The sequence below is a fragment of the Spiroplasma sp. SV19 genome (assembly GCF_030060925.1).
Taxonomy (GTDB): Bacteria; Bacillota_I; Bacilli_A; order Mycoplasmatales; family Mycoplasmataceae; genus Spiroplasma.
The window spans coordinates 673,845-690,715 of the sequence record NZ_CP045455.1; the positions used below are offsets into that span (position 1 = coordinate 673,845).

General features: G+C 29.5%; 12 protein-coding genes and 2 tRNA genes. All 14 read right to left on the bottom strand.

Features of this window, described 5'->3' with window-relative positions:
* Positions 1 to 2: 2 nt before the first annotated feature.
* The 14 genes from dnaB to E7Y35_RS03360 all read right to left on the bottom strand — a co-directional run bounded on the left by dnaB (position 3) and on the right by E7Y35_RS03360 (position 16,695).
* On the bottom strand, positions 3 to 1,376 hold the full coding sequence (gene dnaB / locus E7Y35_RS03295) for a replicative DNA helicase (RefSeq protein WP_283272924.1): 1,374 nt from the start codon (positions 1,374 to 1,376) through the stop codon (positions 3 to 5).
* A 3-nt stretch (positions 1,377 to 1,379) separates the two neighbouring features.
* The gene (gene rplI / locus E7Y35_RS03300; RefSeq protein ID WP_283272925.1) at positions 1,380 to 1,829 is read right to left on the bottom strand and encodes a 50S ribosomal protein L9; all 450 of its coding nucleotides are present in this window, start codon (positions 1,827 to 1,829) and stop codon (positions 1,380 to 1,382) included.
* Positions 1,830 to 1,931: 102 nt separating this feature from the next.
* Positions 1,932 to 2,858, bottom strand: coding sequence for a hypothetical protein (locus E7Y35_RS03305; protein ID WP_283272926.1), 927 nt, complete (start codon positions 2,856 to 2,858; stop codon positions 1,932 to 1,934).
* A gap of 219 nt (positions 2,859 to 3,077) precedes the next feature.
* Positions 3,078 to 3,153: transfer RNA gene (locus tag E7Y35_RS03310), tRNA-Ala, on the bottom strand.
* Between the two features lie 16 nt (positions 3,154 to 3,169).
* A tRNA-Ile gene (locus E7Y35_RS03315) sits at positions 3,170 to 3,246 on the bottom strand.
* Between the two features lie 160 nt (positions 3,247 to 3,406).
* The gene (locus E7Y35_RS03320) at positions 3,407 to 4,555 is read right to left on the bottom strand and encodes a hypothetical protein (protein ID WP_283272927.1); all 1,149 of its coding nucleotides are present in this window, start codon (positions 4,553 to 4,555) and stop codon (positions 3,407 to 3,409) included.
* Between the two features lie 144 nt (positions 4,556 to 4,699).
* The gene (locus tag E7Y35_RS03325) at positions 4,700 to 6,268 is read right to left on the bottom strand and encodes a PDDEXK-like endonuclease domain-containing protein (RefSeq protein WP_283272928.1); all 1,569 of its coding nucleotides are present in this window, start codon (positions 6,266 to 6,268) and stop codon (positions 4,700 to 4,702) included.
* Between the two features lie 146 nt (positions 6,269 to 6,414).
* Positions 6,415 to 8,211 carry an AAA domain-containing protein gene (locus E7Y35_RS03330; protein WP_283272929.1) on the bottom strand — a complete coding sequence of 599 codons (1,797 nt, stop codon included), beginning with the start codon at positions 8,209 to 8,211 and terminating at the stop codon, positions 6,415 to 6,417.
* A 102-nt stretch (positions 8,212 to 8,313) separates the two neighbouring features.
* Complete coding sequence (locus E7Y35_RS03335; RefSeq protein WP_283272930.1) at positions 8,314 to 9,054, bottom strand: tRNA pseudouridine synthase A; 741 nt, start codon at positions 9,052 to 9,054, stop codon at positions 8,314 to 8,316.
* Positions 9,054 to 10,019 carry an energy-coupling factor transporter transmembrane component T family protein gene (locus E7Y35_RS03340; RefSeq protein ID WP_283272931.1) on the bottom strand — a complete coding sequence of 322 codons (966 nt, stop codon included), beginning with the start codon at positions 10,017 to 10,019 and terminating at the stop codon, positions 9,054 to 9,056. Before E7Y35_RS03340 ends, E7Y35_RS03335 begins: the two co-directional genes overlap by 1 nt.
* Before the next feature lie 5 nt (positions 10,020 to 10,024).
* Positions 10,025 to 10,942, bottom strand: coding sequence for an energy-coupling factor transporter ATPase (locus E7Y35_RS03345; RefSeq protein ID WP_283272932.1), 918 nt, complete (start codon positions 10,940 to 10,942; stop codon positions 10,025 to 10,027).
* Entirely contained in the window at positions 10,930 to 11,796 is an 867-nt protein-coding gene (locus tag E7Y35_RS03350) for an energy-coupling factor transporter ATPase (RefSeq protein WP_283272933.1), read from the bottom strand. The genes E7Y35_RS03345 and E7Y35_RS03350 overlap by 13 nt, the downstream gene beginning before the upstream one ends.
* A 153-nt stretch (positions 11,797 to 11,949) precedes the next feature.
* Entirely contained in the window at positions 11,950 to 14,925 is a 2,976-nt protein-coding gene (locus E7Y35_RS03355; RefSeq protein WP_283272934.1) for a DNA translocase FtsK, read from the bottom strand.
* Positions 14,926 to 15,027: 102 nt separating this feature from the next.
* Complete coding sequence (locus tag E7Y35_RS03360) at positions 15,028 to 16,695, bottom strand: ribonuclease J (RefSeq protein ID WP_283272935.1); 1,668 nt, start codon at positions 16,693 to 16,695, stop codon at positions 15,028 to 15,030.
* Positions 16,696 to 16,871: the final 176 nt, after the last annotated feature.

The window sequence follows — 16,871 nt, forward strand, 5'->3', positions numbered from 1 at the left end:
ACCTAAATTTTAGAATTTTGCAAACCATAATCAGCAAATGAACCATGTTTTTTTACAAATAATAATTCAACACTCCCCGTTGGTCCATTTCGATGTTTTGATAAAATTAATTGTGCTTTTTCAGTTTCCAGTGGCGTATCTAAGTTACTTGGATCATGTGCCGCATAATAGTCTTCCCGAAATAAAAACATAATAATGTCAGCATCTTGTTCAATCGCTCCAGAGTCCCGTAAATCTGACATAATTGGTCGTTTATCCTCTCGTTTTTCAACTGACCGTGATAACTGTGATAAACAAATAATTGGTACTTCTAATTCTCGGGCTAAAGCTTTTAATTGTCGCGAAATAGTTGAAACTTCTTGCTGACGTGAATCACTAAAGTGTGTTCCTGTACTTAATAATTGTAAATAATCAATGACAACTAATCCAACTTCATTTTCGCGACATAATTTTCGAAGTTTTGATTGTAATTCAATAACTTTTAAACCAGGAGTGTCATCAATAAATAATTTAGTCTGTTTCAAAAAGTCCGCAGCCTTCGTAATATTTTCTCAATCACGTGTTTGTAAACCTTTGCCGGTACGAACTTTTGCTGAATCTACGGTTGAATAACTCCCAATCATCCGTTGAATTAATTGTTCAGCGGGCATTTCAACTGAAAAAATCGCAACCGCTTTTTTTGATTGTGCCGCTGATTTAACTGCAAAATTTAAAGCTAGTGCTGTTTTCCCCATTGATGGTCGAGCTGCTAAAATAATAAAATCACCTTTTTGAAAACCTGATGTCATTCGATCCAAATCGCGAAAACCACTTGGACTACCTGTTAACATTTCACCAGAGTTTTCTAATAATTCAATTTTTTGTAAAACCTTATCAACTTCATCAAATGATGTTTTAAATAAGTTTCCTTTTCGTTCTTTTTTTACATCTAAAATCTCTTTTTCTGCTTTACTAACAACTTCATCAATTGGTTGATGAGTTTCAATTTCACGATGAATATTTTCAAGAACTGCTTTTAAACGACGTGAAGTAGTGTTTTTAATAATAATATCTAAATACTCTGGCAAATTTGCATCAGTAGTATATGACTGAAATAAATCTGTTAAGAATTCAATCCCTCCAATTTTATTTAACATATTATTTTTTAACATGTAATTACTTAATATCGTAATATTAATAGCTACTTTTGCCAAAAATTGTTCTTGTAACGCTTTAAAGATAACTTTATAATTCATTACTGTAAAATCTTCTTCTGTTAAAATTGAAAAAACTTCTTCTGCGGCAGCAATTGAATGAGCAATAATTGCCAAAACATTTTTTTCCGCATCATTAATAACATTAATTTTATTTAACTCTTTTTTACTTAAGTTATCCATTACCTAACTCTCCTTTTTATCAACCATTACTTTCAAAGTTGCAACTAAATTAGGGGCCAATTTAATTTTTAAATAGTGTAACCCAAAACTTGTTAAATTATTATTATCAATAAATTTCTTCTTATCAACTTTTAAATTAAATTCTTTTGCTAAGCGGTCTTCAATTTGAGTTAATGAGATTGAACCAAAAATTTTATTATCATGAACTTTTAATTTAAAATTTAATGTCAATTGTTCTAAAGCTGCTTTTAATTCTTCTAATGTTGCTTTAGTAACTGCTGCTTGCGCTTCTTGTTCAGACAAAACAGTATTTAACCTTGCTAAGTTAGCTGGCGTTGTTGGAATCGCAAATCCTTCTTTGATTAAATAATTTTTAGCATAACCATCCGAAACTTCAATAACATCATTAATTTTGCCTTTTCCTTTAACATCTTTAATTAAAATAACTTTCATCATAATCACCTATTATCCATTATATAGGAAAACTATCTTAAAAAAAGACCTCTTTTATCATTTTAAAAAAGGATAATAAAAAACGAATAAGACAATTCGTTTTTAACCAATATCTAATAAATATAAACACAAAACCGCTTTTTTAAAAACCTTATCTAAGCGTTTTTCTGCATCAGGATCTTCTTGGTATGTTAATGAATTACGATATTTTGTATGTTGTAAAAAACTAAAAATATCATATTCTAACTTAGGATTAAATTCCTTAATTTCTGCTCGTTTCTCTTCCAACAATGGTAGTAATTTATTCAACACCGTTAACTTTGCACTAATATCACCATTATTAGCAAAATACTCCGTAAAGATTGCTTCCTTATTAATTCTTTCTTCATCATTATCATTATCAAATGATTGTTTTGACGTAAACCCTGGTTTTCTTCTTAACTTTCTGTTACTACCTAAATGATTTTCTTTTACCCCAAAACGTTTAACTTTGTAACCATTACTAATTGTGTCAACAACTTCAATTCCAAATCAATCTAACAATTCATGAATTTTAGTTGGGTAACTATCAAAAGCAAGTGACTTATAATTATTTAAAGCATTAATAGTTGGACCATCGGTTTGGGTTGATAAATTAACAACATTTAAACTATATTCACAAAACTTTAACAATTCTGAATCTTCAACAAAAAAAGTATCAATTTGATTGTAAATTACATCATAATTTTTTTGCTCTTTTTTCTGTTCTGGTTTCTTATTTAAGTCTAATTCTAAATCATTAATTAAATCAATACTATAACTTTCTTTGATAATTCCTAATTCGCGTAAGGTGCTATTTATTTCCAAATTAATGTTAAAAAAAATAATTGCTTTATCAACATTCATTCCAAATAATTTAGTTGACGAATTATCTAATGATGACTTAATAAATTGATCATTGACCATCACTGACCAATCAGATAAAATTTCTTTAAAATTTGTTAAAAAATACGCATATCTTTCATTTTCATTTTTATCAAAAATTGACATACTTCACCCCTGATTATATCTTTTACTTCTACATTATATATATTATAACAAAAAAACAGAATTAATTAAAGGGCTTGCTCGTAAAACTTTTAAAAGAACCCCAATTGCTTATTAACTATTTTCCCATAAAAGCAATTTTTTACAAATTAAAAAACATATCAATTGGAATCTTGATATGTTTTATTTATTGTTTATTTTTTAAATTAAATATACTTGAAATGGTGGACCCGAACGGGATCGAACCGTCGACCCCCTGCGTGCAAGGCAGGTGCTCTCCCAGCTGAGCTACGGGCCCAAAATTAGATAAAAAATGGTCGGGCTAAATGGACTTGAACCATCGACCTCACCCTTATCAGGGGTGCGCTCTAACCAGCTGAGCTATAGCCCGAAAACCTAAATCATTATAACATTAATTTTATTTAAAAAACAACTATAAAACCAAAATATTTTAAAAAAATAATAAAAACAATTTTGAAAGTCCTCCTCTGATTTAATTAAAAATGTTAAGATACTATTGAAATTAAAAAAGAAGTAATTTAAATCACTTCTTATTTTACAATTGGTTCTAAGTCTTCAATATCATTAACATTGTCACGATTTGTTTTTTTACGAGTTTGTTTTTCTAACTTAGCTTGCAACTTTGCTGCTTTTAATTCCTCTTTTGCTAACCGTTTTGTTTCTTTCTTTGACATTTCTGGATGATGGTTAAAATCTTCATCATTAATAAAACTAAAGAAATCATCATCACTTAAATCAATTGGTTTTACTGGTGTTTGTGGTTGTGATGCATTTTGATTTACAAAAACTGGATTTGTAACAAAAGCTTGTTCATAATATTCTGGATTTCCTGATGTAGTTTGATTTTGATTTGGTTGTTGTTCTGAAGGTAAACCTTGTTGAACAAACGTCTGAGGTATTGGTGTATTGCCAACAGGTGACTCAGTTCCTTGTTGTTCTAACAATGGTTTATCTGCAGTAACTGCCGGAACAGCATTATATTGTTCTTGTACAGTAATAGGTGCAACTGTTCCTGCCTGCTCTGTTTGCAACGGTGCAGATTGATGTTCAGATTTAACATCATTAACATTGGCAACAACCGTTGCTGTTTTTAGCCCATTATTTTCGGCATTAAATCCCTGCTTGCTTTGTTGATGATCATTATCTTCAACATCATTCTTTTTTAAATCATCATCTCTCCTACTGCCCTGATACTTTTTTTCCGAAGAATCTTTTCTATGATATTCTTCTTCTGGATGTTCATTATAACCACCATGACCACAAGCACATCCTCCCCCACAACTATTTTGTGATCAGTTGTTTGGATACATTCCATGATACATTCCTGGGTACATTCCCATTGGTGGGACTGGTGGCATCATTGGATAATACGGATATGGCGCTGGTGCCGGTGCTGATTGTTGCATTGGCGCTGGTTGTTGAATAAAAAAGACTTGTGGCGAAGCACCACTAGTGGCAGGATACGGGGTAACAACTTGTTGTGGCGGTGTTGAATATTGTGGTACTGTTGATACTGCTGGATAACTATTTGTTGCTGAAATTGGTGGTGACAACATTAGTGTACTAATAAACACTTCAGCATCACGTCGACTTCTAAATAATGCAATTTCACTGTTGGTATCATGTGACTTCACTAAATATCCTTCTTCATTTGGTAAGATATAAAAGCCATTATTCATTACTACACCTCATTTACCCTATCTTCTACCCATACTTTATTAAGTATATTATAGCATAAAAAAAAGTAAATAATATATAGTATCATATTTATTTTTTTATTAATAGATTATTGCTTTAAAAACTAAAAATTAATTATTCTAAATTTAAGTTAACTCCTCTATTCTTTTTAAAACTCGATTAATTACTTTCTTTTGATTTCCTTTTCACCATTGTAACGATGAAATTCGTTCAAATTTTCAATCATTACTTTCTAAAATTGATTGTCGCCAAATATCTCGAGCCCGATCCATTGGTTTAGAATGATATGCATGGCCATCACACTCAATTGCTAACACAAAACTATTCGTTGTTTTATCCTTAATTCCCAAATCAATCCGAAAACCAGATTGTTTCACTTGGGGAATGATTTCAAATCTTTCTGTGTTTAAATGAAGCTTCAACTGAGTATAAATTTCTTCTTCTAAAATACTATCCATTTGTTGATAATGATTCTCATTGTCATATTCTATCAGATATTTACTTCAAATTGATTGAAAAATCTCATCATCTAACTTGGATGATTGCAAATAATCAACATAATTAATATAATCAGCAAATACTTTTGCACCTTCTTTTAGATTTGAAATATCATAACCAAAATCAGAGCCATTAATTGATTTTACAACAATAATTTTTTTAATAGCTCGCGAAACCGCAACATTAATTCGATTTTCACCATTTGCTTTATTAATAGGACCAAAGTTTCGTTTCAAACGACCTGTAACATTATCTTTTGCAAACGCAACTGAAAAGATAATAATATCTCTTTCATCTCCTTGCACTTCTTCAAGATTTTTCACAAATAGACATTTATTAATATCTGATTTACCACTCATTTCTCATTCAACTAATGGATCATTTATTTTTTCTAATTTATCCAAAATTAAATTTGCCTGATTTTTATTAAAAGCAACAACTCCGATTGTCTCATTGTTTTTTCTATTATCTAAAATATGAAGGACCTCTTGCACAACAGCATTTGCTTCAACTTCATTCGTTTGATTAATTCATTTTCCATCAACATTCCGAACTTCAATTGCATTTTGTTTATTATGAGGTTTTTCACAAACTATTAGTTTTCCTTCATAAAATATTTTATTAGAAAATTCAATTAACTCACGGTTTTCTGAACGATAATGATAATTCAACATTTCTTTTGCAAAGAAAATAGTCGCAAATTCTAGTAGTGATGAATACTCACTAGCTTTAAATTCATCAATATCATCTTCTTCATCATCATAATCATCAAGATTTTTCATAAAAAAATTTGATGGTTGTAATTGTTTGCCATCCCCTGCCACAATAACTTTTTGACCACGATTCATTAAACTAATACCTCGTTCTAAAAAGATTTGTGATGCTTCATCAAAAATCACATAGTCAATACTTCCTTTTTTATTTGGAAATAGTGTTATTCCACCTTCAATTGAAGAAATAATAATTGGAAAAATTTCAGAAATAAAGACTTTATATGTCTCCATAATTTTTTTAAGTGTTGGTAATCTTTTACTATTTTCTATTAAATTTCTAAATTTTGCATACAATTTTGGATATTCCTGACTTAAAATTTCAATGTTAAATATTGCATGTTTTGCAAATTTTATATGTAAATTTTTTAAATCTAGTTCCTGTTTTTCTTTAATTAATTTTTTATATTCAACTTTTCAATCCATTTCTTCTAATTTAAAAACATCTAAATAATTAGGTTCAAATTTTTTTAAACCAATACATTTTAATAGATGTTCTAAATTAAGTTTATTAATTTTTAAAAGATTACGAGTATCTTTTATTTCATTATCAAAACTTGTAGAATACTTATTTACTCATTTTTCCCCAGATATTGATATTCATTTATAAATTCATCAAATAATGAAAATTCTGAATTTAGCGTATTACTATTATAATATTTTTTTACTTTTCTTTTATTTCAAAAACTAACTTTATTTCTTAATTTATTTGTTAAATAGTATTGAACAATAACTAACTCTCTGTCTGTAACAGCATTCCAATTAAAATTTACTATTTTTTTAAAACTTGTAAAATTTTTAACAATCTTGCTTTTTGCTAAAAGATAATCATAATAATCACTTGCTTGAAAATATGTTTTAATTTCTTGATATTGTTCATCAAAATTATTTAATAAAATATTGCTAAAAATTTTATAATCTTTTACTTTAGTAACAATTTCATCTGAAACTTTACCACTATATTTTGTTAAATCATTAATATACATTTGTGCATCAGCAGTTGCTAAAACATCATGAAAATTACTAATCTTGTTTAATAAATTACTAATTTTTGCTGAAATATCTATTGTTGGTTTAACTGATTGTGAACTTCACATTATTAAAGAAGAAAAACTTTTTCGTAATTGATTAATAAACAATTTTTTATCATTTTTTAAATCATAAATTAATAAAGCAAAGGTCTGAAAATGTTTTAGTCTATTATAAACAACTTCTGTTGCAACTCTTTTTTCGGCACAAAAAAGAGCTTTTTTACTATTACTTAAAATATTAATTAACAAATTAACAATCGTCTGTGATTTTCCTGTTCCAGGTGGGCCATTAATAACAAGGTTCTTTTTTAAAGCTGATGAAATCGCTAATTTTTGCGAAAAATCTAATTCTGAAATTTGAACAATTTCGCCCATTGCTTTAATTGGATTATAATTTTTATCAACAGAATCCCTATTACTTAATTGGTTTTCTAATTCATTAAAATATTCTTCTGAATTTTCTCAATTATCTAAATCATGAATTAATTCTGCACTTTCAGTTTTATAAAATCCAATTAAAGCACTAAAGGCTAAAGTTGTAACAATATTTTCTCCTTTCCGTTTTAATGTTGTTAATGACTCCGACTTAAACGGAAATTTCATAAGTTCGAATTCTTCTGTAAATTCTAAATTTGGAAAATCAATCCCTAATTTTTCACGAAAAATTTTAAGCATTAAATCATATTTATTTTTAATAATTTCAAAAATTGAACTATTGTCATTTTCATCATTTTCAAGTTCTTCAATCTCTTTTGTTAAATCTATCTTTAAAAAATATCCTAATCTGCTTAATAAATTAATATTTGGATTAATAGTTTGATCTCAATTGATAACAAATTTATTACTTAACTGTTCAACCATAACATTAAAAAAGAATAATGGTCCCCGGTAATAATCTAATTTATTGTTTTCATCATAATATGTCCCTGATACAAAAGGAAACCCAATTTTCAAATGTGAAATTCCCGTTTCTCGAAGCGACTCAGCATTAGTTCTACTTAATTTAAGTAATTTATTATATAATTCATTTTTTCTTCAACGAATATATTCATTAATATCATCATTAACATCTATTTTATTATTTTTTTCATAAATTTTATCTGTTTCATAATCTGTTAAAATTGATAAATTAGGCTTTAAATCAGTATTCTTATTTAAAAAATTTAATGATACATTTCCTTTCATTAGTAATTCTTGAAATAAGTTTTGATTTCCTAAATAATTTTTAATTTCAAACAAATCAATAACTCTAAAAGATTGGCGTTTTAAATCCACAAAATTTGCTAAACTATTTTTACTTCTTGCTACAACACGTTCTTTAATCTCTTGTATGTTCATTTATAACCTCTTCCTAAATAAATAAATTTGCAATCTACTAATATTATTATTTCATAAATTTAAAATTATTAAAATAAAAAGAAAGATAAAAATTATCTTTCTCTAATACTTAATTTTTTTTAAACATAAACCATACGGCTTTGCACAATATTTTGTTGTTTGGCCAACTGGGGGATGTTTTAAATTATTTTGTAATTGTTCTAAACTAATTTTACCCCAGTAGCACGCTAAAATATTCTGTGTTAGCATTCGAATTTGATAGCGAATGAACCCTTTTGCAATGAAATGGAACTCAATTTTTTTTGCTTTGTTCCGCTTAACATAAATTTTATTAATTGTGCGACAAGTAGTAATTTCTTCACCTACTTTTACTCCTGAAAAATAAGCAAAGTTATGTTCACCAACAAACACTTGACTAATTTGCTGCAATTTTTTAATATTCAACAATTCATCAACTTTTAATTCATGCCGATGATTAAACAAATCATAAGCGTGATCATTAATCGTATAAACATACTCTTTTAATTTTGTTGTGCGCACACTAAAGTTCTCAGCAACTACTTGATAACCTTTAATATTAATATTGATTGGCAAACTTTTACTAATTGTTTTAATAAAAAACGCCACGTTTCGTGGTTGAAAAGGAATCTTAACTAAGACTTTTTGATCACAAGCATGAACACCAGCATCAGTTTTACTAGCTCCTAATGTTCAAATTGGTTGCTGGCAAATGTCAAAAAATGCTTTTTCCAATTCACCTTGAATTGTTTTAGCATTTTTCTGTTTAACTCAACCACTATAATCATAACCATCGTATTCAAGTGTTAATAATAATGATAACATTATCATCCTAAAACAAAATTATCAATATGAGGAATGCGAATTTGTAAAAATCCTGTTGGAATTTTACCAAATGTTCATCCATTTGTGCCTCAATATCAAACCTCGTAAAAAGTTTGATATTGTCCCATCGTAACTGATTGGGCAATAATAATACTTGCAATTCCAACCCCAAAAATAAATAATAAAATATCAGGAAAATGGACACGATAATGACGATAGCGTGTTCTTTTAGCATGTGGGTCATAACCACGAGCATCCATTGCATAAGCTAAATCTTCTGCTTTTTGAAAAGCTGATACTAATAATGGAATAATTAGAGCTGTTGTTGACTTAATTTTATCTTTAAAATGTCCATTCCGAAAATCTACCCCTCGCGAAGCTTGGGCCTTCATAATCCGTCCCGCCTCTTCGATTAATGTTGGAATCATACGCAATGCAATTGAAATAATTGTTGATAAAATATGAACAGGAAAACGAACTAATTTTAAAGGACTTAATAAATCTTCTAATGCTAATGTTAAATCTAATGGTTGTGTTGTTGCTGTTAAAATTGTTGTAATTAAAATCATTAAATAAATCCGAGAAGCCATATATAACGCGTTAAAAACAGCTTTTTCAGAAAAGGCAAATCAACTCTTTCCCCCAGGTGCGGAAGGACCAGTTGCCGTTGCTTTTCCACCTCAATGTCAACCAATATAACCGTCAGTTACTAAAAAACAGTTAATTAATAATAAAACAACAAACATAAATAAGATTGGTTTTAATAACGATACTAACAAACGTGGTGGTAATTTTGCTAAAAAGAACAACGTAAAGATGGTTAACCCTAGAATTGCATAACCAGTAAATCCCGTTGAAAAAAAGATTGATACCATTAATGATAACAACATAAATAGTTTTACCCGTGGATCCATCCGGTGGACAACGGAATTATAGGCAATATAACGTCCAAATGATAAGCGCATCTTTTCTATCCCTTTCTTTTTTGTCCTTTACGTTGAATAATTTCTTTTGCTAATTCATCAATATTACGAATATTAGCATCTGTTAAATCAAATCCTTTTTCTTTTAATTGATAAATTAAATTATAAATCTTTGGTGGTTCAATTAAAAGTGTTTGTAACAAATCTTTGTCTTTAAAAATTTCAAACGGAGTTCCAATCTTAATAATTTTCCCATCCTTTAAGGCAACAACTTCATCAGCAATTTCTAAAACATGATCCATATTATGAGTAACTAAAATAATTCGTTTATTTTGTTCTTGATTAATCCGATGGAATAACTTAATAAAATCTTCTTCTCCTTCAGGATCTAATCCGGCCGTTGGTTCATCTAAAATTAAAGTATTTCCTTCCATTGCTAAAATCCCAGCGATGGCAACTCTTCGTTTTTGCCCTCCCGATAAATCAAACGGTGAACGTTCTAAATAGTTTAATGGTAAACCAACCATTGTTAAGTATTTCTTTGCATTTTCTCGCGCAACTTCTTTACTTTCTCCCAAATGAACGGGACCAAACATAATATCTTTCTCAATTGTTTCTTCAAATAACTGGTATTCAGGAAACTGAAAGACTAAACCAATTGATTTTCGTAATTGCTTAATATTTCTAATCCGTTTTTGCTTTGCTTTAATAATAAAACCATTTGCATCAACAACCCCCGTTGTTGGAATTAATAAACCATTAATATGCTGAATTAAAGTTGATTTTCCACTTCCCGTTGAGCCAATAATGGCCGTAATTTTCCCTGATTTAATAACTAAATTAATATCTTGTAATGACTTATATTCATATGGTGTTTTTGGTGCATAAACATAAGAGACATCCGTAAATGTAATATCAATGTTTTGTAAAGCCTCAACTTTAATTTTCTTTTTTACTTTTGACATATTTCATCCACCAACTCTCTAAGGTCTAGCGTATTTTTAACATTTAACCCGTGTAAACGTAAACTATCAATTACACGCGAAACAAAAGGCACATCTAAATGAATTGATTTTAAAAATTCCTCATCATACAAAATCTCATGTGGTTTACCACATTTAACCATCTGTCCTTTGTTCATTACAATAACTTTATCGGCATTTAAGATTTCATCCATATCATGGGTAATGGAAATAATTGTTTTTTCACGCGATTCTTTTAAGTCAACCATAATTTGTTTAATTTCTTTACGACCCTTGGGATCTAACATACTTGTTGCTTCATCAAAAATAATAATATCTGGCGCTAACGCTAATGCTGAAGCAATCGCCACCCGCTGTTTTTGTCCTCCTGACAACATTAATGGTTCATGATCAAGAAAATTACTCATTCCTACTTTTGCCGCAGCTTTGTCAATAATTGCTTGCATATCTTTTTGAGCGATTTGACGATTTTCTAACCCAAAAGCAATATCATCACGAACAGTTGACCCAATAAATTGATTATCTGGATTTTGAAAAACAATTCCCAAAAACTTACGAATTCCAGTCAAGGTTGATGAATGAATTTCATTTCCAAAAACTTCAACTTTTCCTTTTTGGGGACGTAAAACACCAATAATAATCTTACTAATTGTTGATTTGCCACTCCCATTATGACCAATAATCGTCACATATTCACCATGTTTGACTTCAAAACTAACTCCATCCACGGCATTAGGATGATTTTCACGGTAGCGAAATTCAACATCAGTTAATTTTAATGAAATATCATTTAGTTTCTCTAATTTTGAATTTGTTTTTTTTACTTTTTTTGCCATCTCTTCTCATCCTTAATGTTAATATTACATAATAGTTTAATTATATATTAATATTTTTAAATATTAATTGAAATTTTATCTTTCCAATTCCATATTTAATTATATATAAAAATTATAAATACACAATAAAAAAATTATTTTTCACAAAAGCAATTACCACTGTCCACCATTATTAAAGTCATTATCATCTAAATCAATGTTTTGAATATAAACATCACGTGGTTTAGCCCCATTTTGTGGCCCAATTACCCCATTGTCCTCTAAAGCATCAATTAACCGACTTGCTCGATTATAACCAATTGAAAATTTACGTTGAATTAATGATGTTGATGCCTTCTGGTTTAAGATTACAAAACGCTTAATTTCATTATACATGGGGTCAATGTCTTCTCCTTCATGTCCACCACCAGCATCATTAGAATTCTCCATATTTAAGAATTCTTCATCAAAATCAGGTTCTTGTTGCGCGTGACAAAATTCAACTAACCGTTGGATTTCATCATCTGAAATAAAGGCACCTTGAGCACGAGTTGGAATATTTTGCCCAGCTGGAGCATATAACATATCACCATAACCAATTAATTTTTCAGCGCCTCCTTGGTCTAAAATTGTTCGCGAATCAATCGCAGAAGCAACTGAAAAAGAAATTCGCGATGGAATATTTGTTTTAATTACCCCCGTAATAACATCTGTTGACGGACGTTGGGTCGCAATCACCATATGAATCCCAGCTGCTCGGGCTAATTGAGTAATTCGCATAATTGAGTCTTCAATATCTTTTCCCGCTGTCATCATTAAATCTGCTAATTCATCAATCACAACAACAATGTATGGTAAACGTTCCCTTGGTGGGACTTTGTTATTAAATGTTTCAATGTTTCTTACTCCACGTTCTGATAACATACTATAACGACGTTCCATTTCCGCAATAACTTTTTTTAAAGCCGCATTTGCAAATTTCGTATCAGAAATAACTGGTGCTAATAAATGAGGTAAATTATTATAAACCGCCAACTCAACTTGTTTTGGATCAATTAATAATAATTTAACTTCTGACGGTTTTGTTCGTAATAATAACGATGATAAAATAGTATTAATACATACTGATTTTCCACTTCCCGTTGACCCCGCAACTAATAAATGGGGCATTTTATCTAATTCAACAAAAATAATTTCTCCATTAACACTACGACCAATTCCCACTAACAATTTTTTATTTTGTTTTTCTAATGGAACACGTTCCATAATTTCACGTAAAGTCACTTTGTTACTAATTTCATTTGCAATTTCAATTCCAACTGCTGACTTCCCTTGAATTGGTGCTTCAATTCGAACATTCTGCGTTGCTAACGCATATTTTAAATCATTTTCTAAATTCATAATTTTATTAACTTTAACACCCGGTTGCATTTGAACTTCAAACTTAGTAATTGTTGGACCAATATTAACCCCTTGCACACTAGCAGCGATATTAAACTGCTGAAAAACTTCATTAATTTTAACCGCTTTTTTCTGGGCAGAAATTTTATTACGGTCATTATTACGACGATTATCTTCTTTTGGACTTAACAAACCTAAGTTTGGTAATTTATAATGGGGATTGTTAAAACTACTACGACGCGATGTTGTCTGACTCAGTTTTTTATTAACTTCAATTGTTTTTGGTTTTGCCACACGACGTTGTTGTTGAGGAGGCATACTAAAAGTATTTCCACTCATTAATGGTGGTTCATAAGAGGGATAATACTCTGACTGATAAGAGTCTTGCTCATTAAAAATCGGTTGATTACCTTGACGATGATAAATCCCATCATCATTAAGCACAACGGGCTCATATTGTTCATAATCTTGTTGTCCTGATGTATTAAAGTCTTCACCTTGAATCTGGTCATCATAAAATGAGGTTTGCTTAACACTACTTGGATTAAGGTTGCGATTAATTTTTCCAAACGGTGTAATATTTGTTTCAGAATTTAATTTATCACGAGCAGCATCAATATTAACATCTTTCCCATAAGCAGAACTATAAACTGGAAGGTCCTCAATCTTCTTATTAAGATAATTATTATTTTGACGATTACGTGGTTGAATATATTGGTCTGGGGTTGGCGGGGCGGCCTTTGGGACACGTGGTGATGGCATTGGATTATAATCATTAAATTTATCCGGATGCATTCCTGACTGCATTACTTCTTGGTCATCAAAACGAACATAGTTTTGCTTATTTTTTTTCTTTCCAACAAAATCATCGGCAATTAAATCATCAATCAACCGTTGATCATGTAAGGCTGTATAAGATGGCATTTGAATTGTAATATCTGATGCTTCTGTTGTATGCATTACTTGCCGAGCTGAAAACAATTCCTCATCAGGAATATTAAATGATTGGTAAATATTCTGTTTTTGGCGACGATTAGCTGATAATCTTAGAACTCGTAACCCTTGTTGTTGACGCTGTGCTTTTGGCAAAAATACGCCCCAAACGGTTCCAGTTGCGACTCAACTGCCTCATAATAAAAAGGCTAATAAGCAAAAAATTAGTGATCCAAAAATTGTTGTATAACTAAAAATTCCCGCCAAAAAATTACCAATAATTCCCCCACCAGCATATAAAGTAATTCAAGCTCCATTGAAACCAATAAAAGTAATTGGATGACTTGGATTAGAATTAAAAATCGAAGCGTCTTGTCAATGTTGTAAATAATTATTAATAACATCTAAAAAAACAGTCTTATTAAAAAAGGCAATTTGACCATTAGCATATTGGTAAATCAATAATACACTGCTTACCAACCAACATGATAAAAGCACAAAAAGAATAATCATTCAGCATACACGACGTTTTAATTTAATCCGTACACCAATAAAAATAGTTACCCCCAAGACTAAGCACACTAAATATAGTAAATACTTAAATCAACCAAAGGCAAAAGTAAATAAAATGTCATCTAAAAATTGCCCAATTAAAGTAATTCGGCCCACCGCAAGAATCGTAAAAAAAGTAACTAATAATGCGCCAATTACTCACCCGATTGAATCATTGCGACGTTGTTTTTTTTCAACTTTTAAGATTGCAGTGTTCTCATTATGATCATTTAAAAGGTGATCATCATAAGATTTCTTTTTCATGGTGCAGCCCTCCTAAAATTCTAAATATTTAAGAATTACTTTAAATATGACCATACATTTAAAAGTTTTCAAATATTTATCTACTATAAATATATCATAAAATTAAATTTCATTCACAATTGCTAAAATAATTGGTGTTTTTCCTGTCTCTGTTTTAACAAATGAACTAATTGTTGATCTAATTTCATTTTTCACATCATTAACATCATACATTTCACCAGCAACAGCTTTTTTATAATGTTTTTCAATAATATCAATAATTACTTTTTGCATCTTACGGAAAATATCATTGTTTTCTTGAATATAAATTACACCTCGCATTTGCGTATCAATTAAAGAAACCAATTCTTTCGTTTTACCATCAATTGAAACCCCAATAATAACAACACCATCCGTTGCCAATTGTTTTCGCTCATTTAAAACAACAGCACCAATATCACCAACACCAATTCCATCAACATATAAATCTGCTGTTTTTACCTTACTTGTTGTTTTTGTATATTCCCCGTCAACAAATTCAACACCATCACCATTATCAACAATAAAAATATGCTCTGGATCAATTCCAGCTTCAATCGCCGCAGTTTTTGCTTGAACAAAATCTTTATATAATCCCTTAACCGGAATAAAATATTTTGGTTTAATAATTGAACTCATTAACTTAACATCTTCATAACTTGCCGTCATTGTTCAAACTTTTTTATCTGATAAAGCAATTGTTTTTGCAACAGTTCGTGCTAATTCATCTAAAACATTAGCATGGTTTAATTCACTTCCTGGATTTGGTGGAGTTGCTAAAATAATCATATCGCTTTCTTTAATATCTAAAATATCATCATTACCAGAAGCAATTTTAATTAAACGACTATATAAACGCTCACCACTACCAGTTACAATAATTAATGATTTTTCTTCTTTAACAGCTTCTTGTAAACCTTTCATATTAATTCCATTAAAATTTAATTTATTACTATCTGATAACACTTTTAATGATTCTAATAAAGTTTGACCATAAATCCCAACTGAAATATTATTTTCTCGTACTAAATCAAAAAGCTCACTAATTTTATGCAAATCTTGGTCAAAACAAGCTAAAATAATCCGCCCCTCTGCTTCTTTCACTGCTCGTTCAATATAATTCTTAATTTTATGATTTGGTGCTGTATAATCGCGTCGTGATGCAGTTGAAGCTTCAGATAAAAATAATAACACCTTATTTTTAGTAATAATTTGATTTAAGTGTTGTAAATCAGTTGCAAAGTTTGGATCAGCTTTGGCATCAAAAATATAATCACCCGTATAAATAATTGTTCCATCTGGCGTATGCAATGCAAAACCAAAACTATTTGGCATATTTGTTGTTGTTGAAAAAGCTTCAACTTGACAAACTCCAAAATCAAGCACATCTTTTGCATTAATAATATTAAAACATTCTTCTTTTCCACGTACTTTAAAACGTTGCAAATGGAATTTTAAAATATTACATGCTAAATCACTTCCATAAACTGGGACTGCTAATTCTTTTAACATATAAGTTATTGCTTCTGAAGATTCATCAGATGGTTTTGTAATAAAAATCCCCTTAACTCGGGCACGATTTTCTTTTAAATAATCAAAATTTGAAATTACTACATCAATTCCTAAAATTCCCCGTTCTGGATTTTTTGTTCCTGCATCAAAAATAAAAATATCTTGTTCTACTTCGATACAGTATAAATTCTTACCTCGCTCATCTAGGCCACCAAGAGCGAAAAAACTAATTTTTGCCATAAATTAAAATCTACTTCTTTCTATTCTTTCTTTATTTAGTACACATTTACATTTCATTATTTAAATGTTTTTTTACATTGTTTTTTTAAATTAAATAAATGTAATCTTAATTATTATACATTAGTATTAAAAAAATACATAAATAATTAAAAAAATATCTTATTACTATTATAATA